This is a genomic window from Roseibacillus persicicus, assembly GCF_014651675.1.
GTDB classification, from domain to species: Bacteria; Verrucomicrobiota; Verrucomicrobiia; order Verrucomicrobiales; family Akkermansiaceae; genus Roseibacillus; species Roseibacillus persicicus.
On record NZ_BMXI01000007.1, the window covers coordinates 119,168 to 142,942 of the forward strand.

The 23,775-nt window shown below is 54.9% G+C and carries 14 protein-coding genes and 2 tRNA genes; 8 read left to right on the forward strand and 8 right to left on the reverse strand.

The window, feature by feature from the left end:
• The first annotated feature begins 11 nt into the window (after positions 1 to 11).
• From IE099_RS09540 to IE099_RS09555, 4 genes are all read left to right on the forward strand, one after another.
• Entirely contained in the window at positions 12 to 1,466 is a 1,455-nt protein-coding gene (locus IE099_RS09540; RefSeq protein ID WP_189569694.1) for a hypothetical protein, read from the forward strand.
• 170 nt (positions 1,467 to 1,636) lie between these two features.
• Complete coding sequence (locus IE099_RS09545) at positions 1,637 to 4,075, forward strand: P-loop NTPase family protein (protein WP_189569695.1); 2,439 nt, start codon at positions 1,637 to 1,639, stop codon at positions 4,073 to 4,075.
• A gap of 67 nt (positions 4,076 to 4,142) precedes the next feature.
• Positions 4,143 to 4,217: transfer RNA gene (locus IE099_RS09550), tRNA-Arg, on the forward strand.
• A 257-nt stretch (positions 4,218 to 4,474) separates the two neighbouring features.
• Positions 4,475 to 4,551, forward strand: a tRNA-Met gene (locus IE099_RS09555).
• Positions 4,552 to 5,016: 465 nt separating this feature from the next.
• Here the strand turns inward: IE099_RS09555 and IE099_RS09560 are convergent.
• Both IE099_RS09560 and IE099_RS09565 read right to left on the reverse strand, forming a co-directional pair.
• On the reverse strand, positions 5,017 to 6,066 hold the full coding sequence (locus IE099_RS09560; protein ID WP_189569696.1) for a PEP-CTERM sorting domain-containing protein: 1,050 nt from the start codon (positions 6,064 to 6,066) through the stop codon (positions 5,017 to 5,019).
• Between the two features lie 29 nt (positions 6,067 to 6,095).
• Entirely contained in the window at positions 6,096 to 9,146 is a 3,051-nt protein-coding gene (locus IE099_RS09565) for a beta strand repeat-containing protein (protein ID WP_189569697.1), read from the reverse strand.
• A gap of 262 nt (positions 9,147 to 9,408) precedes the next feature.
• On the opposite strand from IE099_RS09565, the gene IE099_RS09570 reads away from it, so the two are divergent.
• Both IE099_RS09570 and IE099_RS09575 read left to right on the forward strand, forming a co-directional pair.
• A complete protein-coding gene (locus tag IE099_RS09570) occupies positions 9,409 to 11,412 on the forward strand; it encodes a sensor histidine kinase (RefSeq protein WP_189569698.1) in 2,004 nt (667 codons plus the stop codon).
• 8 nt (positions 11,413 to 11,420) lie between these two features.
• The gene (locus IE099_RS09575; RefSeq protein ID WP_189569699.1) at positions 11,421 to 12,095 is read left to right on the forward strand and encodes a response regulator; all 675 of its coding nucleotides are present in this window, start codon (positions 11,421 to 11,423) and stop codon (positions 12,093 to 12,095) included.
• A gap of 7 nt (positions 12,096 to 12,102) precedes the next feature.
• Here IE099_RS09575 and IE099_RS09580 read toward each other — a convergent pair whose 3' ends face one another.
• The 6 genes from IE099_RS09580 to IE099_RS09605 form a co-directional block, all read right to left on the reverse strand.
• Positions 12,103 to 13,575, reverse strand: coding sequence for a sulfatase (locus tag IE099_RS09580; protein ID WP_189569700.1), 1,473 nt, complete (start codon positions 13,573 to 13,575; stop codon positions 12,103 to 12,105).
• 28 nt (positions 13,576 to 13,603) lie between these two features.
• Entirely contained in the window at positions 13,604 to 15,199 is a 1,596-nt protein-coding gene (locus IE099_RS09585; RefSeq protein WP_189569701.1) for an arylsulfatase, read from the reverse strand.
• A gap of 137 nt (positions 15,200 to 15,336) precedes the next feature.
• Positions 15,337 to 16,224 carry a hypothetical protein gene (locus IE099_RS09590; RefSeq protein WP_189569702.1) on the reverse strand — a complete coding sequence of 296 codons (888 nt, stop codon included), beginning with the start codon at positions 16,222 to 16,224 and terminating at the stop codon, positions 15,337 to 15,339.
• A gap of 19 nt (positions 16,225 to 16,243) precedes the next feature.
• Positions 16,244 to 17,050, reverse strand: coding sequence for a 3-keto-disaccharide hydrolase (locus IE099_RS09595; RefSeq protein ID WP_189569703.1), 807 nt, complete (start codon positions 17,048 to 17,050; stop codon positions 16,244 to 16,246).
• Positions 17,051 to 17,130: 80 nt separating this feature from the next.
• Positions 17,131 to 17,826, reverse strand: a complete 696-nt coding sequence (locus IE099_RS09600) for a hypothetical protein (RefSeq protein ID WP_189569704.1) — start codon at positions 17,824 to 17,826, stop codon at positions 17,131 to 17,133.
• A 22-nt stretch (positions 17,827 to 17,848) separates the two neighbouring features.
• A complete protein-coding gene (locus IE099_RS09605) occupies positions 17,849 to 21,253 on the reverse strand; it encodes a hypothetical protein (RefSeq protein ID WP_189569705.1) in 3,405 nt (1,134 codons plus the stop codon).
• Between the two features lie 407 nt (positions 21,254 to 21,660).
• Here IE099_RS09605 and IE099_RS09610 point away from each other — a divergent pair, with 407 nt between their 5' ends.
• Positions 21,661 to 22,302 (forward strand): sigma-70 family RNA polymerase sigma factor, encoded by a 642-nt coding sequence (locus IE099_RS09610; RefSeq protein ID WP_189569706.1) that lies wholly within the window; start codon positions 21,661 to 21,663, stop codon positions 22,300 to 22,302.
• On the forward strand, positions 22,295 to 23,656 hold the full coding sequence (locus IE099_RS09615) for a hypothetical protein (RefSeq protein WP_189569707.1): 1,362 nt from the start codon (positions 22,295 to 22,297) through the stop codon (positions 23,654 to 23,656). The genes IE099_RS09610 and IE099_RS09615 overlap by 8 nt, the downstream gene beginning before the upstream one ends.
• The last annotated feature ends 119 nt before the right edge of the window (positions 23,657 to 23,775 follow it).

Below are 23,775 nucleotides of genomic sequence, written 5' to 3' on the forward strand. Positions count from 1 at the left end.
AGCCCCCGTCGATGAACAAGAATTCAACCGAGAAAAATACCTACTCCGTCGACGAGATGATGGAGAAGCTGCGCGAAGGCGATCGCGAGAAGCGCGAGGAAGGCGAATTAGTCACTCGCGAGGACGGGACCCAAGTCCTTCGTGTGAAAAAGCGTAAGCGGCGCAGTAAGCAAAAAAAGGAAGAAGAGGCGAAGCGTCGCAAGAGGAATCTGGTGCTTCGAACTTTTGCTCTCATTGCGATACCTTTGCTCTTGGGTTTAGGTATTGTTCTCCAACTGGTCAGATTCCATAGTCCTGGATTTTCCAAGGGTGTAGTTGCAGCGGTCTGGGAAAAGACGGGAGCAAATGCGAAAATCAACCGATTGAGCCCGCTGGGGACCAAGGTTACCGCGCAGTCACTCACTTTGGCTTGGCCAGATGATTCTCCTCTCGAGCAAGTCAAGGCGACCACGGTTTCAGGGGATTTGAGTCTCACTTCGTTCGTAACCGGTCGATTGGGAGGCGAGGAGCTTGGTTCCGAAAAAGGGTATTTGCTCACTTCCGGCCGAAAGGATCGGAAGGTCAGCCAACCGAAAGGGGAAGCCGCGAATCTGGTAGGTTTCAAGCGCTATACAAGTGACAATTTCTCATTTTATTTCGGAAAAGTGAATTCGCCCTTCCGCTTGGAAAACTCGCGGGTGCGTTTCATTCCCACCGCCTATTCCCGTCAGTTGCATCTCACGGGCGGCAGCCTAATTTCTGGTTCTTGGGGCGAAGTCCCCTTGAAGCGAGGAACAATCGAATTTCTGGAGAACACTATGAGGGTGGTCTCCCTCCGGTTTGAGGAAGAGCAAAGGCATCTTATTTTCTCAGGCGATTTGGACTTGGCTGACTCTTTCCACAGCCTCTCGGTGGAGGTCGTCGAGGGCAACGTCGGGAACGTCGGAGGCTACGGATACGAAAGATTCTTCGAAAGTGATTTGGCTGGTTCGACCGGAACTTTGACTTTCCGTCCCTGGAATATTGAGAGTCACGAGGTAACGATTTCAGCGAAGCCAGAATACCTGACTCTTAAGAATCTGCCTTTTCTGAGTGTTTTGGAAGAGTTGTATGGCGATGCTCGTTTCCAAAACTTTGAGTTCGAACTCGAGAACTCTTTCGATATTGTCAGAAGTTCGAAAGGGTCGGAAATCAAGAATTTGGATCTACTGGAGCTAGGAATTCTTGCCGTTAAAGGAAATCTCAGGGTAGAGGGTCGAGAGTTAAAGGGAAATCTAAAGGTTGGCCTCAATGCTCATAAGAAGCTCTCTCTCCGTAACGCGCAGCGTGATGAGTTGTTCAGCAAGGGCAAACTGGAGAGTGGATTCTTCTGGTTCGATGTTGAGCTCAGCGGTTCGGTTGAAGTTCCGAGGGACAATTTTTCAAGTTATCTTCAAGCGGGGCCAAATGCCAGCGATGAGGATTTGTTCGAGCAGTTGACCCGCTAATGTGCTAAAGCCATTGGTGGCAGTTCGCTCCCCCAGTACGCTCTTTCCTAGCGAGGGCTTATTGTTTGTTCCGTTTGCCATGGTGGTGTCTCGACGGATTAGTACGCCATTCGAGCTTGCGGCGAGACCCTCTTTCCAAAAAACTCCCCATAGCGAAAAGCCTTTTCCCCATGTCCGATTTCAACAAGCAGCCGACCCTATTCGAAGTATTTGGGCGCACTACAACCCCCACGGTTCCAGAGATTAATGAGGAGGCGCTCGATACTCTGACCAATGTTCTCACCTCCTCGGGAGATGATTTGGGAAAGGTTGTTCTGTTGCGGTCGCCGCGTGCAGGATATGGCAAAACCCTTCTTTTGCAGTCTGTTAGCAACCGCCTCAATGAGACCTTTCGCTTTCTGGCGGTGGAACCCAGTGGGGGTGGACGAATTGATGGCGAGGTGGTTCTCGAAAGTGTGTTGCGACAGCTGTCTGAGGTTCTGCCAGCTTCCGGCGGTTTGACCGAATTCGATCTCTTCGCTCGCAAGCTACTGGCGATTGGATTGAAGCCACTGCTCATCAGCGGGGAAATTCCCAGTCATGATCGCGAAGGTGCACTCTTTGCGATTGAGAATCGTCCCATTGAGACTTTCGATTTTCATCACCAACAAGCAGCTACAGCCCATTGGACTCAGGCCAACTTTGAGGTTCTTGGTCCGCGCTTGGCCTCAGAGCTCAGTGAGATTTCACGCTGCACTCTACGTGGGTGCGCCTATTGGGTGGATTTGCTGTTTCGCTATGCCACCACTCCACCGGAAAAGGTCGAACGAACCCGACTGCTTACCGAAGCTGTATTTGGCGACCTACCAGGGCAGGGGAGTAGTGGCGCTGAAGAGCGGTTGCAGAGTTTGTTTGCGCTGTTGGGTCTGGTTGAGCCTGTTGTTTTGGTCTTTGACGAAACGGAAGGTTTGTCCAATCAGCCGGAGGCAGGGCTTCGCGTGGCAGCCTTTATCGTTCAACTTCGTCAAGCGTGTCCGAGTCTGACAGTGATTCTCAGTGTCAACGAAGACGTTTGGGAGACCGGATTGAAGCCTCTCATGCCTGGCGGTCTGGAAGACCGGTTGACGGAATACGAAGTGTCATTGAGCGCTCTGAAACGGAGTGAGGCTGACACTCTCCTGGAGAGCCGGTTCGGGAGGGAAGCATCTTTGGTCCGCGAAGCAATGTCTTGGCCTGAGCCTCTCTCGGCCCGTGGGGTTCTCCGGGAAGCGGCCCTTGCCGTCCGCAAACTTTCTCAAGAAGCAGCTTTCGTTGAAGATGAAGAACCGCCCTCGGAGCCTGTGAGCCGGGGAGTGATGCCACCCCCTTTGGATAGTGTTCTTTCTCCAGAAGTTGAGCAAAGACTTGAACCAAGCACCGCCTTTGAGGCCGAGGCAATTCCGTCCGGAGAGGCTTCTCCTCGCTCGAAGGACGAGGATTCAATTCCAGTTGAACCTTCTGGAGAGCCGACTTTCGCAGATCCATTCCGTGAAGTAGCGCAAGAAGAGCAAAGCTCTCCTGTTGAGCAACCGGCGCTCGTAGAAGAACAAGTTGCTGAACCCGAAAGATCACCGTTCGAAATTGTGCCTGAGGGCACGACTTCGAGCAATGAACCTGCAGAAAATATCGCTGCTCCTGAAGTTGCCCCCGAAGATCCTTTCGCAGATGCTGGAAATTCTGATTTTGCCTCCAGCCCCAAGGTGAATCCGGGCGAGTGGTCGGCCGAAACTGCGATGAAGCAGTTTGCTGCCGCTCAGCCAGAGGCTCGTCCTTCCCAAGAATCTGCAGAAGCTTCCGGCAGGCCTTCAGAAGTCGAAACGAAAAGTCCGTTCGATTTGGTTGAACCTGAGGTTGAGTCCTCTCCCGCGCCTGCGGAGCCGAGAGCCGCTTCAGTTGAGCCGAGTCCTTTCCAAGTGCTCAAGGAGGAAAAGGAACGTGCCGAAGCGGAAGTTCGCGAGCAAATGTCGTTCCCGGCAAATAGCGCTGGGAGTTCGACGGGGGAAGCATCTTCTCCGTTTTCCGTTAGTCAGCCCGCGGTACCAGCTCAACCGCCTGTCGAGGCTTCGCCTCCCGCTGCCTCCTCCCAATCTGATCACCCCGGCAACAATTCACCTTTCAGCATCAACAAGTCCTATTCGTCCGAACCATCTGTGAAAATGACGGAGGAGGAGGAAAGGATGCCGACAACAAGCGCTGCTAGCGTGGAGTCGCCCTTCGCAGCTGTTCGGGAAGAGCGCGCGGTTGAGAAGACTGCTGACTCTGTGAACTCTCAGGCTTTGTCTCCAACACTTCCGGATCGCGAAGAGCCGGCTCCGCAGCCTCATTCGGTTCCACCCCAGCTGCCAGCCGAGGAGAGACCCTCATTTGAAGAAACATCTCAACCAGCTCCAGTCTCGGAGTCGTCGTCTCCTGCGTCAGCAGATCCGGCTAGAGAATCAGCCTTCGCCGCAACGTCACCCTTTGCAGCAGCTCCTACTTCAGCCAAGGATGTCCAAGCTCCTGCCGAGAGCGCAAGCTCGGGGCAAGATACCTCCGAAGTTGAAGAGCTGTTGAGCCAATTCAAAAAGCGATTTGGGCAGCCAGGCTCATAAATTCGGCTGCTAATTTTCTTCCAAGATGGGCTTCCTGCTATCAAACTCGGACCCTGCTTAAGCAACCGTCCCCGTAGTTCAACGGATAGAACACGGGTTTCCTAAACCTGAGATCCAAGTTCGATTCTTGGCGGGGACGCCAGCAGTTTTTTGGTTGGTTTCGTTTTGTTAGCAAGGTGGAGCTGGCTTTTCTGCACACGTTTTTTCAGATGGCTTCGAGTCCAGGGGAGTAGCTTGCTGAAAATTTTGGTCATTGTGAGCTCTGATTTTCTACTTGGAACAAGGATTGTGAGCGGTGGGACAAAGAAACCTGAAAAAGTTATCAAAATGGTCTTGCACCGAACCGGAACTGAGTTAACTTCCGCCTCCGGCGACGAGAGAAACCGGAACCAACAAAATCGCGGGGTGGAGCAGCCAGGTAGCTCGTCAGGCTCATAACCTGAAGGTCCTCAGTTCAAATCTGAGCCCCGTAACCAACTGAAGGCCCTTAAGTTTAAAAGCTTAAGGGCCTTCTCCTTTTTATGAGGAAGGGTGGGCATCGGGTGGCGGATCAGGCCGAGCCAGCAAAGGTAGGGGAGAGTATCCGAGTTTGAGTATCTATTTTCCGCTCAGCTATTCGCCAGTTTCACTGGCTTTTGCTGGAGCTCATCGACCGGAGAGATGAATTGGTGTCGTGCCGACTCGGTGGGAAGCATTTGTGGGCAGCTTGACCACGGCCTGGAGGTGATACTCGGGTTCTTGGCGGTTTTAGACCTATCAATTGCTTGCAGCTCTTGACTCTTCGAAGGGGTAGGTTTTTCTAACAGACTATTGAGAGGTGCTCCAGAAGGAGGTGTCATCGGAAAGCAAGCCCCAAGTGGGAGTCTCTACCTGAAAAAGCCGCAACCTGATGAGAGGCTGCGGCTTGAGAGGATTGGTGCCAAGTCTGTTAGCCTCTTAGTTTAATCTCTGTGACGGCGGAGGCCGAGGCCAATGAGAGCGAGGCCACCAAGAAGAGCGGCGGAAGGTTCGGGAATGGAGGTGAGTTGAACTTGCAGGTTGTTTCCTGAAATTTGGCTCATCCAGCCCGCATTGACTGCATCAACGCTCAGGGTTGGGGCGCCGGTTACGGTGCCTTCCCAAGTCATCACTGTGTGCCAGATGTCGGGAGTGGCTCCGCCGAGATCGTAAGGATCCAAGATTGAACCTGCGGCAAATGTCGCATTGCCTTGCAAGCCGGCCCCGTCGTCATCGACGTCGTCGATCAGAATCGTAGTCATGCCTCCGGCATCAATTCCGGTGCGGAGAACTCCGCCGCTAGCTTGCTCCCAATTGCCATCCAGGCTGGCTGAGGAGCCGATTCCGATCGTGATTGGCGCGCTGCCGGCGACATGAAAAGTGCCGCCACCGAAGATCTCGACGTCATTGCGGTTGATGAAAGAGCCCGCCGTGATGTTGATCGTTCCGGTGCCAGAAAACCCGAGCTCGAGGCCGCCTCTTCCCAGAATCAGGTCGCCACCATTGACGTTGATGGTCCCGCTGGAATCGGCGGCACTACCCACCACAATTCGCCCTGCCTCAAGGTTTGTGGTGCCACTCACAATATTAAGTATACTGTGCTTGTTAGCCCGCGTGCCGACATTCGCGCTGCTGCTGTTGGTCGCTCGGATGGTGTTGCCTACACCTTGGTCCAGAGTGAGAGTGTGGGTGCCGCTATCAGCACCTGCGTTGCTTTCACCCATCAGCAGGCGTGCAAGACGATACTCGGTTGAACTATGCAATAGGTTGTTGGAGTCCAAATAACTCCAAGTCCCCGCATTCAAGGTGACATCGGAATCTCCCACTATGAGGATGTTGGAAGCGTTGCTTGCTGGAACGCTATCGCCGAGCCAGTTGTCGGGATCTTCCCAAGAGGTGCCGTCTCCATCGCCAGTGAATGTGTCCGCGTGGGCCGCCATACTGGTGAGGAGAACCCCCGCGAAGGTTGCGGTTTTTCTATATTTGTATTTCATCTTATCTTTTTAGGTTATTGGGTAGAATGTTAATTTGTCGTCAAACTAGCTTGAACGCGGACGAAGAGTTTCTCCTCGGTCGGCAAGGTCGAGAGGGTGACGTCGACCGTTTGGTTGCCATTTCCATCTGTCACCCCTGCGGTCTGAGTTGCACCTGCATCCAAGGTCCAGTCGTCTGCTTCCAGCGTCGTGGAGGTGTAGACGGAGTAGGAGAGCTCTGTGCCCAGGGCGGGGTCGCGGCGGGTATAGCTGAAAGTGCCGCTGGATCTATCGAGAACCATCTTGATGGGGTTCAGTGAACTTGCGTTGTTTGGCTCAAGTCCAAAAGCATACTCCTCAAAGTTGGAGAGACCATCGTTGTCGTCATCGTCGCTTGCTTCGCCTGTTAGGCCAAATCCGACCGCCCAAGTATCGTAGTCGCCTCCATCAACGGGGTCAGAGGTGACAATGAGATGTCCTGTTCCTGAGAAGTGGGTGTCGTCCTGATTGGCCGCACCCGAGGAGGTGCTACCGTAGGTTCCGGCTGCCACTTGCACCCCATCGATGAAGAGCTTGTCGACGGTATCACCCACTCCATGAGTGAGTTCAAGGTTGGCCGCGTTTGCAGATAGAGTGTTGTCGATGATGACGCTGGATGAATCCGCGAGAAAGGGGGTCGCAAGACTCAAGGTTCCATCATGAATGGTCGTGTTTCCGGTATAGGTGTTTGCTCCGGTCAGCACTTGGACGGTCGCTCCCGTGGAGGCTGCATCACCCAGTTGGAGGTTGAGGATACCCGCTCCATCGGAGATCACCCCTGGGAAGGTAAAGGTTCCTGCGGCGGAGCCTCCTCCGATTGTCAGCGTCGCTGGGGTGGCCGAACTGTTGGTGACGGTGCCTCCAGGCTCGGTGCTGGTGGCGGTTTCGAGGATCCCGAACGACTGGTCGGAGCCATTGAGGTCGAAGATGCCGGTATTGAGCTGAACGCTACCGGAGCCTTGAATTTGCCCCGAGCTCGTGCCAGTGATTTTCACGACACTTGCCGCATGATTTACAACCAAAGGGTTGTTCGCGACTGCTGCGCCGTCGGACTTGTTCAAGTTCACGTCTCCTTCGTTGACGATGAGGCCGTAGCGGGTGTTGTTGAGGCTTCCGCTAAGGGTGAGAGTTCCGGTGCCCTCTTTCGTCATGGTCCGGCCTACCGTGGCGGGGTGATAGACGTTCTGGATTTCGATGTCACCAGCTCCCCCGAAGGTGGGGTTGCCCGTGTTGAAAATGTCCGTAGTGATACCTCCGGGAGTGGAAGTGTTGTTATTGACCAGAGAGGCGGGTCCTGCTCCTCCGCCTGCAATGTCCTTGATTGTTTCATCAATGACAAATCCATTGAGGTCAATCGTGGCTCCAGCGCGAATTTCGGTGACTCCCAAGGGAACAACGATGGTTCTTCCCGAGAACGCAACCGAAACTCCAGTTGTGTCGGAAGCCACAGTAGGCGCAAAAGATAGCTCCACGCGCGGAGGGCTGAAGCTGGTGTCGATAGTAATAACCGTTGTGCCATCCGCAATGTTAGGTCCAGAGACGGCCATGCCGGTTTCAATTCCGGTGACATCCGCAACATCGAGCAAGACGTCTCCGACGAACATGTCCACCGAAGTGGTGACATCGAGATTCGAGAAGCTCACAGAGACGCCTGTCGTATCGGTTGTTGCCGTGGGGGTCGCGGAGAGTTCCACCCGTGGAGGATCGAAGTTCGTGTTGACTGCGATGACTGTGGCTCCTGCCGGAATGTCTGTGCCGGTAACGGCCATCCCGACTTCGATGCCGGAGACATCGGCCACATCAAGCTCGGCCGACCCTACGAATAGATCGGCTGGGATGGTGAGGGGACCATCGATGAGAGAGGTCATCCCGTTCGAGCCCAAAGCGTTGGCGTGACCGAGGATGGTAGTGCCATTGAAAGCGCGGAAGTCCCCGTTGAAAGTGGCCGCGCTGTCGGCATTGATCTCGAGAACGCCAGTGCCATTCATGCGCAGGGAGCTATCGGCGGGTGTTCCGGTGAGTCCAGTCAACGGGGTGGTGATTCCGTTCGAGTTAAAAGTGTCGATGATGGGGGCATTGAGGATGAGCCGGCCTGCATTCTGAGGCTGGAGCACGACTGTTTGCGCCTCTTCCCGATGGGTGAGAAAGAGTCCCGTGCCAGAGATGAGCAAATCACCATCTCCGATGACCCCGAATCCGCGGCCGCTGGCAGCGGTGTTCATGATTCCGCCCAATTCCAGGTCGCCGTCACCACTAAAGTTTGTTGTTTGGTGATAGGTGACGACCTTGTCGATCTTGTCCGGGCCGACGAGGTCCAGTCCGGGGCTGGTGCTGAAGGTCGCTCCATTTCCTTGCATGTTAAAGCCACGGAGATTCGCCGAGTTCATACTAAAATCGCCTAGGCAGCCGGGACTACCAAGCTCCAAGTGACCGCCCTCAGCGTTCAGGATGAAAGTGCTTCGCAGAGCATTCGTTCCTGCCGTCGGAGCGTTCAAACCAACTCCAGTATTATTTCCGGTTAGGATGACGGTGCCTGCTGCTCCGTCGGTGAGCATGCGATCGTTAGTGAAGTTGATATCTCCACTAAAGGTGACGCTACCGGCACCGGCCGCATGCTCGATGATGCGAGATTTGTTTCCTCCCTTTAAGGTGATTGGAAAGGAGATTTCCTGAGGGTTAGGGCTCTTTTGAAGAACGACGGTTGAGTTTCCTGCCAGACCTATCGTCACGGCTTCGGTGCCTCCGAGGACAAAGGAGCCTGCGCCAGGCTCGAAGGTAATAGCTGGCGTCGCGTCCAAATCCAAAGCACTGACCCATGCTGCCCCTGGGATGCCGGGGTCAGTATCATTGGTGTTGGCGAGGCCGACGGAGCCATCAAAAATAACGCTCACTCCGGTGGGAGGAATCTCGATGTCACCCAGCCAGTTTGCATTTGTAGACCAGTTGGTATCGGTGCCTCCACCGTCCCAAGTGAAGACTTGGGCACAAATCGTGGTCGGGAGGTTGGCTGCGAGGCAGAGTAAGAATGCCGAGCGAGGACTGAAAAGTCGTTTGAATTTCATGGTTTGGTTGTGATCCTTTGAGGAGCGAGTGTTGTTTGTAGAAGTGAGGTTGTGAGGGGCCGCCGATTCGCTCTATTTCAGGAGATATTCCGAAGAAAACCGTCAATAGACCAATGCCCCTCGAGCCGGCGGATATCCAAAGAGAACCGCCAGAACACCAAATCGTATCTGAGGCGAAAAACTCGTCTATGGGGCTTTTGTCCCATGGCTATTCTCAAATCTGCGGCATAAGGTGGAGACTGCTCGTTGAGCTGCGGAAAGAATGAAAGTTGGAATCTCCATGCCACTCGCCCTTGCGCTTCTGTGCGGGGTCTTTGGTGCGGTTGGGGTTCTTGCCGCAAAGCCACTTAATGAGGCTTCCATCTCTGAACTGGAGGAGAGGCGGGACTCGATTCGAGCGGAACTGGAGCAGTTGGCGGTTCTGACTCTCCGCACCGGTGCGATGGGAACCTCGGGCTACCGTTCCTTTCCACAAGAGAAGCCCGAAATCGAAGGTGAGTGGCTGCGAGTTGATTTCGATGAAGAGGCCATTGATGAAGTCGTGCTCGTCCCCACGCTTTGGCGCTATGATGACGAGGTGGGATATCTCTCCGACGGCTTTCCGGAAGCTTTCCGCGTTGTTGCTGGCCTACCCGGGGAAGACGAGGGGACGGTGGTCGCGGTTTACGATTCTTCTAACAACCTTTTGCCACGGGTTGCTCCGGTAGTGGTGCCGCTGGGAGGAATGGTTGCTTCTTGGATTCGTATTGAACCTACTCTTTTGACTCGGAGGAGGCGGGACTTGAGATATATCTTCCAGTTGTCCGAAATCCTTGTCTTCAGTGGAGAGAAGAATATCGCTCTCCATCAGAAGGTGACCTGCGCTTCTGATGTTCCTCTCTCCGATGGAATCTGGAAGCCCGATCGGGTGACCGACGGGGGAATGCCTTACCTCATGGATTCCTCACGAGGCAGCGAAAGGAGCGCCCATTTTCAGGAGTCGAGCGAGGACCCGAGTCTGACACTGGACTTGGAGGAAGAGTATTTGATTTCCACAATTCATCTCCATGGCGCTTACCAGAGCAAGAGCGCGCCCCCGGAATTTAATGTCAACAGAGGCATCCCCAGTCTCCTGATTGTGGAAGGAGCGAATCAAGCGGACTTTTCGGACTCCACTTTGTTGCTGAAGCATCAATTCAGGAGTATCGGCGAGTTTGCTCCCATTCTGATGTGGAATATCCCGCCGACCGAGTGCCGCTACGTCAGGATTTCCAGCGGATCGTTCGATGAGAAAATGGCGAACACCTCGAGCTATCAGGGTAGTGAGCAAATTGGCTTTGCTGAGGTCGAGTTTTTCTCAGGGGGCACGAATATCGCTTTTGAAAAAGGTCCGCCCGAAGGGAGCGGAATCACCGGTGAAAGCCGGAAGAGTTTGGCCAAACTAACCGATGGACATAATATTTATGGATTCATTCTGCCGATTCGTTCTTGGATGAACCAACTTGCGCGACGACATGATTTGGAAGTGGAGTTGGCCTTGGTGAATCCCAGACTGGATGAGCTCTATGGAAGGCAGAAAGCTTCTTTGCTGCTCCTCAAGCGGCTCACTATCGCACTGGTTTGTCTGGTTGCGGCGACTATTTTGATCGGGAGGCACCTTCGCCTGCGACAGGCTGCTCGGATAAAGGAGCGCTTCACAGCAGACTTGCACGACCATGTGGGGGCGAGTCTGCATGCCATTGGAATCCTCAGCTCCCACACCAAGGATATTGTCGACTCGCCAGACAAGCTAGCGATGGCTTTAGGGGAGATCGAGGCCATGACTCACCGTGCCAGCGAGGCCACGCGCTATCTTTGCTCGCAGCATATGGCGAAGGAGGCTCACGAAAACCTTTTGGCGGATTTGAGGAGGACCGCGGGACGGATGATTGCGAATCTGAGCTACACCTTCACGGTGGAGGGGGAAAGCTATCTTCAGCAACTCAGCCCTCGGGTACGTTCGGACTTCTTTCTGTTTTTCAAAGAGTGCCTCATCAACGTCAATCGGCATGCCGATGCTACGGAGGTGACCATTCTGATCGAGGCGGACTCTCGTGAGGTTCACCTGAGCATTTGCGACAATGGTTGCGGGATTGAGGAAAGGGCTGAGGGGACGGTTCCGCCCTCGCTTGCTCGTCGGGCGAGGTATCTCAGGTCCACCGTCAAGATTGAGACGCCGCCCGATGGAGGATCGTGCATCTCGCTGGTGCTTCGCAACCGACGGCGATGGTTCCCGAAACTTTTATGATAGGAGAAATGAAAGAGAAGATCCGGATTATGCTGGTGGAGGATAGCAATGAGTATCGCCATGTGATCCAGTTTGCATTCCGGGATGAACCGGGCTTCGAACTGGCGGGGGTCTTTGGCACTGCGGAGCAGGCCCTGCGCAGTCTGAAAAGGCAGGCTGCCCGCGTGACTCCTGACGTGGTTTTGCTCGATCTGAATTTGCCCGGTATCTCCGGATTGGAAGCGCTTCCCGAACTCATCAAGTTGGCGCCTGAGACCAAGGTTCTCATTCTAACCCAGTCCGAGACAGAGGCTGATGTTCTCGGCACGATTAAAATGGGCGCATCGGGTTACCTGCTAAAGTCTTCGTCGATTCAGGAGATTCGCTCCGGCATACGAACGGTGGCCGCGGGGGGAGCGTCAATGGATTCTCGAATGGCTCTCTATCTTCTTAAGACCTTTCGGAAAGATCCTGTGCTGGCTGACAACGACTCCATTCTGTCAGAGCGCGAAATGGAGATTTTGCAGCTCATCAGTCAAGGGCTCGCGAGGAAAGAAATCGCTGATGAGCTCGACATCAGCCACAAAACGGTGGCCAATCACATCGCTCACATTTTTGAGAAACTCAATGTCCCCAATTCACCAGCGGCGATCAATAAGGCTCACGAGAAAGGCCTGCTAGGTGGCGACGATCGAAGGGGATGAATCGACTTCAGGGTCCCACAGGAGATGGATAGAGTGAGAACTTCTTCGCTATCTCCGCGACAATATGTGGATGCTGGTCGGCGATGTTGATCTTTTCGATAGGGTCTTTCTGATAGTCATAGAGTTCGTAGTCGAAAGATTCTCCCTTGGGATTTCCCCATCGGACGAGTCGGTAGCGCTCGGTTCGAATTGCCCAACCCAATTTTTGCTTTGGGAAGCAATGGGTGATGTGATCGCGAACTCGGAGGTCGGGTTTGTGCAGAACCGGTTTGAGGCTCAGGCCATCGATTGGTTGAGGACCCTCTGGCGGTGGGAGGTTTGTTAGGTCAGCAAGAGTCGGAAAAATGTCGATGGTCGAGGCCAGTTGTTTGGTGGTCCCGGGGTTGATTCCAGGACCGGCGATGAGGAGGGGGATTCGCGTGGGCTGCTCGAAGTTGTCGTGCTTGCTAAAGCGGTTGTGGGTGCCGAGGTGCCATCCATGGTCTCCCCAGAGAACAACGTAGGTGTTCTTCGCGAGTCCGGTTTTTTCCAAAGTCTCTAGCACCCGACCGATTTGAGCGGAGACATAGCTTGTGCAGGCGTAGTAGGCCCGGATGAGTTCGCGTTGGAACTCTTCTTCTTCGTAGCGTTCTTCGCAGGGGAAGTAGTTGAAGACTTCGATGCCTTTGTTTCGCAAGGCATAGTGCGGGCTCCCTTCGGGCGCGGAGCGGACGGCTGACAGGGTGAATTTCTCGATGGGGTGAAGGTCGTAGTATTTCTTGGGAGCAGAGAAGGGGAGATGAGGCCGCGCAAATCCTGCGCAAAGGAAGAACGGCTGGTCGCTATCCTGATAGCTCTCCAGTAGTTCGATGGTCTTGTCTGCAGTGCGACCATCGGCGTAGGCATTGTCGGGGACCTCGGCAATTTCGATGGCAGCTCCTTTGCCTATTTTCTTTTCTTTTAGGTATTCTGTTTGTTCGTCTTGGCTTAGGTGACTGAGCTCGAAGAACACTTCCTCGCGACTGATATCGGAGTCCCGGCTTTCTGGTAGGAGGTATTCCACCACTTTGTCCTTATAAACCCTATCGAAGGAAGACGGGTCTCCCAGATTGCCATGTCCAACGTGGAAGACCTTACCGACGGAAACAGTCTCGTATCCGCCCTTCCTTTTGAAATGCTGTGGGAGAGTGACCGCGTCGGGAAAGCGGTCGCGCAGATTCGTTCCCAAACCGTAGAGCCCGGTTGAGGTCGAGAGGCTGCCTAACATCAGGTTGAATCGCGAGGGTGCGCAAACCGCCTGATTGCAGTAGGCCAGCTCGAAGCGCATACCCCGGTCGGCTAGGCGGTCGATGCCTGGTGTAATCGCCCACTCGTCTCCATAGCAACCAAGGGTCGGCTTGAGGTCATCGACTAGGACAAGCAGGACATTGGGCTTCTCCGCTTCTCCCGCAAGAGGCAACAAAGAGAGAAGGGAAAGCAGGAGAATGAGAGGTCGGTTCATGAACGCGGTGAGGGGAAGAATCCGAATTTTATTTGGAAAGAGGGCGAGGATAGACTCTCGTTTCTTGAGCCCACCGAAACCATTTGGCGACGAGTTCTTCCACTTTTTCGGGGTGAGTCTGAGCGAGGTTGTTGAGTTCGGTTCGGTCTTGAGAGAGATCGTAGAGTTCCCATTTCTTGGCGAGGGGGCTTTCTTGGCCAACAACTTGTTCGCCCACCAACTTCCAATTGCCCTCCCGCAGCGAGGCGTTCTGCTGATGCTCCAAGGCGATGCAATTTTTCCGCTCGAGAGGTTGAGAGATAAAGGATGGTCGCAACGAGATGCCGGAAAGGCTGGGAAGCTTTTTGCCCATTCTTTCGGAGGGATACTCGGCTCCTGCGACATCTAACAGGGTGGGGACGATGTCGTTGATGTGGGCGGTGGATCGATACCAGTCTTTCGCAGGAGCAATTTCCTTTGGCCAGTGAAGGAAGAAAGGAGTGGCGGTTCCTCCCTCGTGCGCATGGTGCTTGAAATAGCGGAAAGGAGTGGAACCCGCATTCGCCCAAGCCTGACCGTAGGTGTTCGCATGATTGCGATTGCGCTTTTCTACATCTCGGAATTCTCCGTTCCCCAGGACACTAAACTCTTGGCAAGCGCCGTTGTCCGATAGGAAGAGAATGAGGGTGTCTTCGAACAGTTCCTGTTCTTTTAACGAGGAGACAAGCTTTCCAATGTTTTGATCAACCCGGTCAACCATCGCGGCGTAAACTGCCATCTTGAGATCCATTTCATCTTTCTTCTCTTCAGTGAGCGTATTCCAAGCGGGGACCTTGCCGGGGCGGGGCGAGAGCTTCCATTTGGAGTCAATCAGGCCGAGCTCGATCTGTCGTTGATAGCGCTGCTCTCTCAGCGTGTCCCATCCGATGCGATACTTGCTGCGATACTTTGCGATGTCGTCCTCAAAGGCTTGCAAGGGCCAGTGTGGCGCGGTGTAAGCGAGGTAGAGAAAGAAGGGCTGCTCACTGCGATTCTCGTGTTCAGTGATGAACCGGATGGCATAATCGGTGAAGGCATCGGTGGTGTAGAAAGCCTCGTCTGTGGTGGACGGAGGATTGACCAGGGGAGTGTTGTCCAAGGTGATGTCGCGGGGTGCCTCCGGATAGAAAAAGCGGGTGGCACCGGTGATGCAGCCATAGAATTGATCGAAGCCACGCTGCCGTGGCCAACGCTCCTTTTCATGAAAGCCCAAGTGCCACTTTCCCGTCATCAGGGTCGCATATTCGGCGGGTTTGAGGAGTTCGGCTAGGGTGGCGCAATTGCGATTGAGATATCCTTGATAGGCTTCGGGTTGGGCATCTCTCTGCTTGTCAGGCGAATTGGTCATGTGGCCGATTCCTGTCTGATGAGGATTAAGCCCGGTCATCAAAGTGGCGCGGGAGGGGCAGCAACGTGCGCCGTTGTAGAAGCTCGAGAAGCGCACGCCATTCCTTGCCAGAGCGTCGAGGTGAGGGGTCTCAATTTCTCCTCCCATGTAGCCCAAATCTGAAAAACCCAAATCGTCCACCATGATCAAAATGATGTTGGGGCGCTCGGTCGCGGTCGCGAGACCGAGTAGGAAAAAGAGAAGGAGGAAGCTTTTCATCTGGGCGAAGAATGGACGCGACTGGAGGTTTGCATGCAAACGAAGGCAAAGGTTACGTCGAGGACCTTTGCCCTATATCGCCGAGATACACCCCATCCAGGGGGCTTGACCGAATGTTGTTAGAGTTGCTGGCCGCCTCAACGGTCGATTATTGAACGGACCCATTCGAGATGACTCTGTTGGTAGTTCGTGAGGTTCGCTGTCGGGAGGTGATCGCGGTAGATCTCGCGAATCGCCTCTTCGGTGAGCAAATGATAGTGGGGCTTCTCGAACTGGTCGATCCAGTTTCGAGGGTCGAAGGATGGGTCGAAGCTGGTGCGAGGCTCGGTGGCAATGGCTTCCAAGCTGCGAATGAGGGGATTGGTAAAGAGTTGCGGCTTGAGTTTCCGCACTTGGCGGGAGGTTTCCTTACGGGCCTTCGACAGGCTTGTTTGTTTATTCCAGTCGCGCAATTTGTTGCCGATTAAACCGGCCCCGGCTTTGGAGGCCTTGGCCCCGACAGAGGGGAGGAGTCCCTTGACTGCGATGCCGATGCCAACGAGGGGATTCACCAGTGCAACCGCACCTCCAATAATCAGGAGACCGCCACTGAGCTTTTGGGTTTCGTTGTCGATTTGGTCGGCGACTTGATCGAGGAGGTCTGCAAACTCCGAGCTACCGGTCACGGTTTGGGCCTTTTCGCTGACGGCCTGTTGAATGAGCTCTTGCTCTAACAGTTCTTTGCCAGCTTCGTCTGGAACGTGAAAGACGCGGAGCTTGGGGAGTGAGTTGGTGGCTCCGATGTCGGGCGGAAGGATGCGTTTTGTATAGATGGCGTGAGCTCTTTCGGAGCCCCACAGGGGGATGAGCAGGTAGTGGGTTTCGTCGAACTCGGTATTCTCGGTTGCGGTTGCAGAGAGTGCCCCGAAGAGAGGAGTGCCCTTAAAAACCTCATTGACCGACTTGAGGCCTGATTCGGTTAGTGACTTGGCCAATTCCCCGGCATCACTCGCCCGTTCGGTCAACTTTTGCAGTAGCTCGTTCATCAGGACCGAATTGGATTTTCTATTGGGTATTTTGAGTTGTTTGCTGGGGCAAGGGTTTCAGCTCAATGTTGCGGAACCAGATGGGCTGGCCCTCGGCCTGTAGGGCGAGGTGACCGAATCCCAGTTCGATGGGCGCTCCTTTTTCCAGTAGTTCCTTCGTGGAGACCACGTGGCCCTTTGGGTCCAACTGTGGGGCTTGGTAGCGGAGGACTTCCTTGCCGTTGACGCGGTGAATTACCTCCTCCGAGCCGTGAACTTCGAGTTCGATCGTGACCCACTCTTCGGGGGCGAGATTTTCAGCTGAGGACTGCACGATGTGGTCGGTGACGAGTTCTCCTTCCACTTCGATATTCGTGCCCGGCGTGCAGACGTTACCGGTAGGACGCTTGCCTTTTCCTTCGTCGGCCAGGAATTGAAACTCCAGGCTCACGGGGAAGCTCTGCTCCAGGCTCATGCTTTGGGGCGGTTGGCTATGGAACATGACGCCGCTGTTGAGGTTCACATAATGCGGGGCATCGGCCATCATTGGCCCGTCGAAGCGATACTCCAGACGCAAGATGTAGTGGGAGTAAGCGAGGTTGCTGTAAAGGTGGCCAAACTGGTTGTCGAACTTCTCGTAGTCCTTGTAGGAGGCCTTCAGAATGCCGTCCTCCACGACGAAGGTGTTGTGGGCGTTGCTGCCGAGAGGATGTCCCGCAATTTTGGGAGTCCAACCGGTCAGGTCTTTGCCATTGAAGAGACTGACCCAGCCTGCTTCCTGCTCGTCAGCGGCGAGAGTGAAGTGGGATAGGAAGAGGGCACCGAGAGCAAAATAAGAACAACGCATTAGTGATAACTAACGGCGAATGGATGGCTCCGCAATCCCGCATTCGCCTTGGGTCATTTGCCCCGATTTACGCTGAGGATTTAGTTCTCCTTTTGCTGGACCGGTCGATAGTCATTGAAGGCGAGGACGCGGGGAGCCCTGCGATTGGGTTCTTGGAAGATGAAGGCCACCTTGCGAGAGCGGGAGTCGTGAGGCCAGGTGGTTTCACAAATGGGATAGACGGGGTCGTCCTTCTGGAGTCGGTAAGCGAGGTTGATGGAGAGATTCTTTTGTGCACTATCCGGGGCTTGGGTTCTTCCTTGCGAGCGAGGCTTCAGAGCGAGTTTTTCCTCGCCGACCTGACCGGCTACGGTGGCGGAGGTGAGATTGAACCAAAGGATTTCCCCGGTCTTGAATTGGTCGAACTTGGCGTTCACCAATTGGGGGCGAATGGGAGCAACGGAATTTGATTCGTCCGTCGAGAGGAGAAGATAAAAGTCCGAGGTGCCTGAGGGCACTTTCACGGAAGGAGAGCCCGCAGGCACTTCCTCCAGAGTGGAAACTTGGTTTGGAGTGAAAAAGAGGGTGAGCCCTTCGGTTCCCGGGAGGGTGTAGGTGGGAGAAAAGTTCATTCTCGGGAGTTCGACTTCCCGGCTTTCCTTTCCGTCGAAGAGAAAAAGCGTGGTGGGCGAACTACTCGGTGCATTCAAAAAGAGAATGCGACAAGTGCGCTTGGTCGGAGTCTCTGCCGCCGAGACAAATTGTTGCAGGAGGATGAGGAGAAGTAATGTTTTCATTCGGTAGGATCGGGATGGGAAATTAGACTTCATCGGGTTTGAGCCAGCGGAACTGGACGACTTCGAAGCGGCGACCAAAGCGCTGGTTCTCCTCCGCGAGGGGGGCATGGGTGATATTGGCGGCGTCTTTGGAGGCTGCCACGAAGTCGCGCGATCGCCGGACGACGGCTTCACAGGTTGCGGTGGCGACAACCCTACCGCTGGCATCACGAGAGTCTCCATAGGCTCTGATGGTGAAGGTGTCGTCCCGAGCGGTAAGGATGGGAGCGAGAGGACGAAGAATATCGGCCTGGCGGGTCCAGCCGGGGAGACCAAAAGCGCTTTCTCCAACGGCGGCTTCGGGGAAGGCATAGCTGGCCTTGGCGAGTTCAGCTAGATCGCCGCCCCCGGCATCGCGGGAGAGTGCGGCGAGGGTTCCGTAGGGTCCGGAGCTCCCTTTTCCTAATTGATTGAGAGCGGTTTGCAGTGCGCCGGCGAGAGCGAGTTCGCCGGAGGAGAGTTGGCGGTTGATGAACTCGGAGAGGCTCAGGAATGGACCTCGGGCGCGAATTTGGGTCACGAGATTTTCTGCCAGCTGATCCAACATCTGGTCGCTGAACCGGCGGTAGCCAGTGAACTCCGAGCTTTCGAAGAAGGCCCCCGAGGTGCCAGGTTGACCCGCTTCCACATCGCCCGCGATTGGGAAGCGAGATATCGCGTGGTCACCTCGGTCGGAAAGCAAGACGCTGGTTTCCTGCCCGTTGAAGGAGAGGTAGGGGACGGACTGATCGCGGGCATGCTTGAGAAGCGCTTTCCATGCAGGGAGGGATACCGAATTAACATTGAACATGCCTTCCACCTGTAGTCTGGCGGCGATGGTTTGCCAGGAATCGGACTCATCGATTTCCTCTAACAGTTCTCCTGACTGATCGTTCTGGTCTTCGGGGAAAAGGTGGTAGGAACGATTGTCGAGGGGCGTTTCTCCCGCGACGAAGTCGGCGAAGACATCGGAAAGACTTTCTCCTCCGCGACCAAAGGTATCGGGGCGGTCGCTGATGGAGGAGACGAACCAGTCATCAAAGAGGAGGTGATTCGCGCAGTAGGCATCATCGTGTTGGAGATTCTTCGAGTTGCTGGGGGCTCCAGGATTGACCACCGCGTTGGGGGGAATGAGAGGAGTGGCGTCACTGTTCGCGATGACATTAAACTGATAGGGAGGAATCGGGTTCTCATAGCGGAGGTCCCAGTTTTGGAGTTCAGCCAGAGAGCAGATGGGGCGGATCGGGAGCTCGGCAGCGACCACGCGGGAAAGGCCGCTGCTTTTGTCGAAGCCACTAACGATGTATCCGCTGTGGTTGTCCTCGCCCGCGTTTGGCAAGCGGCTGTCTCCAGGGGCGTGCTTGATGAAGCTGTAATCGAAGGGCGAGTTTACAGGATGAAGAACACCGGGATACTCATGTCCGATGGAGTCCTCGATGGAGGCCTTGGAGCCCATTGCGGTGTAGTTGACGAGGGGGCTGGACTGAAGGAAACCCCGGGCCGGGAGGTGGGACTCGCTTGCTAATCGGGTTCCGAAAACGGTGGAGAGAAAGGGAACGGGATTGTTGAGGATCTCGCCTGCGGAAGGTTGGGTGAGTTCGCTGGAGGTGATGGGCGGGTAAACCTGATTGGCCATCTCTCTGGTATAGACCATGCGGTAGACGAGGTATCGCTCGTTGCTGGAAGCGGGCCCCATATCGAGGTAGATACCCACTCCTTCGCTGATGTCATCGTAGGCAGTGTCGAATTTGACATCGACGCGCACGAGGTCGGTGGCTCGCACTTTGGCCGGATTACCGCTGGCGTCTTTGACCACGAAAAGGTGGCCGCCTCCTGGCATATAGCCGGGGGAAAGATCGAGCGACGAGCTTCGGTCCACTCCAACCGGAACGTTGCCACCTGCGCTAAAGACACGCGTTTCGCCGGGAGCAAGAATGACCGGGCGGGTGATGCGGTAGTTCAAGCTGGTTTGGCTACTCAATGGCTGGAACCCCTGGCTTTCACTACCTGAGAGAAGACTTCGATAGCGGCGATCGGCGCGGGCCACCCGGTAGCTGAAGGAACAGGGGAGGTTGCGTTGCAGTGAGAGCCGGAGTGGAGAGACTCGCAAACCGACATTGTAGGGGTTCCAGAGGGTAACAACCGGATTGACCAAAAGCTGCAACTCCAATTCGCCTGAAGAACTTGGACCATCGGCGGAGACTGCAGTGCGGTGGGAAAAGACCCAGTGAATGCGTGCGACGACTGGAGAAGTCCGAACCTGATGGAGAAACTGAAAGCTGGTGGCGGCATTGGCGATATCAGAGGCTTGCGAGCTCACGGTGGCGACACCCGAGGTGGCGGATCTGACATCTTTGTAGAATGTGGCCCATTCCTTCAGGTGGTGCCAGGAGGCGGCGGCGCCGTGCTGATAGATTGGAGCGCTCCCAGTGCCAGCGCGGTAGTCTGCCCAAGGGAAAAAAATGGATGATTTGGCCTGAGGGCTTCGCGCCATCGGCCGGTCCATCAAGATGGTGCGGTCGGGGGAGAGCCGGAAAACTGGAAGCGTGTCACGCGGGAGGGAGTCCCACTTTTCAGTAAAGAGGGAAAGGTCCTTGCGCCAGCCTCCAGTGGCGACATTTGTGAGAAGCCCTTCCGATGAAGTGGTAAAGTCGTGGAAAGTCTGGGGTGGTTTTTTGTTGGAATTCTCCCCAGCCAGAAAGTGTGAGGATGCACGGGAGATGACTTTGTCTGCAGCTTCCGGATTGTCTAGAAGCTGTTCCAATCCCAAGGACTCGGGATCGGCGGTGGCATGGGTTCGCATCATGACCGACCATTCTGCGGGAGTTCCTTGTTCGGGTTCGTGGATGTTTGGAAGGTGCGCTTTCTGATTTTCCCCCGAAACCCACCAGGCGAGGGCACCTTCTCCACGATTGAGAATCGAGGGTTCAACGTGGACTTGGCGGGGATCATTTGCGCCGAGGCTTCCTTTCGCTAGCAAAGGGACTGAATTTTTTCGTTGGGTCTGGCTCAGCAGGCCATCGACTTCGCTCGGATCCGTGGTGTCTTCTGCTCCCGAAACCAACCAGCCGAGAAAGCGTCCATTGGATGAGTTCACTGCTCGCTTCTTGGATGAATAGTCGGGAGGAATAGGCCGCCCAGCCAATGCTCCGGAGCTCTGGTGGTCCGAGCCCTCCCAACTTTTCCAAACCCCCAGCGCGGGAGGATTGGTTTCATCGAGTAGTTCGGCTGATGCTGTGACCCGGGTATCGCTGCCAGCTAGTTTCTGTAGCTGTCCGATCGCCAAGGCGAGGGCCAGACGGGCGTTGGCGCGGGCCTGGAGTTGTGCTTCTCCCGCTTGTGAGCTTCGCACAGAGGTGGCCCCGAGCGAGAGAAGACCTACTGCAATGAGACTGAGAAGAACCATCATGGTGATGGTGACGATTAGAGAAAAGCCGCTACGAAAGGTGGCGCCGGGAGGGAGGTGCGCGGATGAAGGGGTCGCTTGCCTCCGTGGGAGTTCCCCGCCGTTTTTTAGAGAAACGAGTAGCGGCACGCGGCGCGGGGGTCTTGGAGCATCCTTGCAAGTTGGCTGGCGATACTGGGTTTCCATAGCCCTACCATGTTGCGATGAATGGAAACCTGACGGTAAAAAGAAACTTTTCTTATCCAACATTAGGGTCACTCGATTAGAGTTGAGAATTTCCTGAAGCTTTCGCAATTTGCAGAGGGACTGCCTCTTTGACTGCTTGAAAAGTGTGAAAAAGTTGTCAGGCTACTTCGCTAGGAGTAGTTTGAACTCGTTAAGGGTTGGCTCTCCGTTTTTCTTTAATCCTGATGTCCAGTCTTTCCAATCCTTCAAGTGCTTTGCCTGGCTCTCTAGCCTATTGTGAAGTGAGAAAGGAAAAGTCGGAGAGTGAAGAGTTGGCGGTCGATCCCCAGAGCGCGGAAAAATTCTCTTCATTGTTGACCTTGGTCAGACCTTCGTTGGCAGCCTACCTGAGTTCCTTCTTGAGGGATCGGGGGGAAATTGAGGACTGCATGCAGGAAGTCTTTCTCGTCGTTTGGAAGAAGTTCCATCTCGATTGGGACGAGGTTGACTTTCGGAAATATTCCTTCACGTGCGCCCGTTTCAAGGCCCTGAACCTCCTGAGAAAAAAGGGAGTGCGGTCCATGGTTTTTCTGGACCCGGAAGTCTCGGAGCTCATCGGAGATCGGGTGTGGAGTCTTGCGGAGCAGAGCTCGCGGCAAGAGGAGAAGGAGAATGTCCGGGCGCTCGAACAGTGTGTTTCTGCCCTGGGGGAGGAGCAGAAGAGGATTCTCAATGCTCGCTATGGGGGCGGAGAGGGGGAGACTTTGGAGGAATTGGCAAGTAAGATTTCCCGTAAGCTTCCCACTCTGTATAAGCAACTTGAGCGACTGCGAACTGCGTTAAGAAATTGTGTGGAGCAACGTATGAAACAGGACTCGCATGGCTGACCTTTCTTCCCCCGATTCCTTCCCAGATGATGAAGTCGTTGGTCTGGTAGATGGGCTGATTGATGGTCATTTGGACGAGGAGAGTCAGCGCCGACTGGAAGAGCTCCTCAAGTCGGATTCCAGATTGGCTGACTATTGTGCCGAACGCATTCTCTTCAACTCGAAGCTGGCCGATCTGGTGGCACCGTCTCGCCTGGAATTGATTCAAAACCGGCGGCTTCTCATTGAAGGCAATGGAGAGGACCGGAGGGTGGTGGTGGGGCAATCGCAGATGGCGCAAATCGGAGGCCGGAGTGGCGATCTGTTCTTGGCTGGGCCGGAGGGAAAGTCCCGTCCGTCTTGGTGGATGAGTGCGCTGCCATGGTCATTGGCGGCCCTGTTTGCGGTGGGTGCTTTCTTCGTCTGGTCTTTTCAGAATCGACCGGCACCAGAAACAGTTTTCCCGGAGCAAGTCTCTACCCGAGCAGCAGGGGCCACCCCGTGGTTTCGCAAGCCGACCTCGGCCAGTGAAACAAAATATTGGCTTCAGAACATGGCTTGGCATCGCTTCAGTCTTAACGAGATGAAGGCGGCCACCGGTTTGCCCAAGGATGAGATTTCAAGTGCGCTGGAGAAGTATGGAATCAAAGACGAAGCGCCGACCTTGAAAGACGACAAGCTGTTGGTGCTGCCCTACCCGGGGGGGCGCCATCCTCGTCTGGGCTATCAAAAGCACGCCGTCAATCCCCGGCGCGATACGAAGATCAGCGTCTTTACCCCTTGGGACGCTGACGGTTATGTGGTGTTGGATGTGCCGGAGGCGATTAATCTCGATCGCTTCGTCTACTACCTGTCGCATTCCGACCTGCCTACCTTCTGGAGCCTGCAGGGCTATCAATTGCCGCCACTGGAGTGGGAACGCCATGAGGACGGGAAGTTGAGCTATGAACGACATTTTCCCAATGGAGTCTCCTTTGGTGCCGAAGTCACTCCCGGAAAAAGCGAGCTTCGACTGCAAGCATGGTTGCGGAATGAGAGCGCCTCGGAACTGCGAAATGTGAATCTGCAGAATTGTGTCTTGCTCGGGAGGGCCGAGGGGTTCTCCGAGCAATCGATGGACAATAAGGTTTTTAAAGATGGTTTTGCCGCGGCCCGTAGTGCGGATGGGCAACGGTGGGCGATCGTAAGCTGGGGCGAAACCGCCCGCCCGTGGGGGATCTCCGAGTGTCCGTGCATTCATTCGGATCCTAGGATCAAGGTCTGCCACCCGGGCGAAACGGTGGAGCTAAGAGGGTGGTTCTCCTTTTACGAGGGGGCGGATCTGGATGCCGAGCTTGAGAGGATTAAGTCCGTCGGCTGGGTGGGGGGACTTTAGTCGTTCGGCAAGAGGAAGGATTAGAAAAAATGAGATTCTTTGTCAGGAATCCTTTCTTCAGGTGATGGATAGAAGTACTGCGAGCGTTCGGGCTGGCGCATTCCGGCGAAATATTCGTG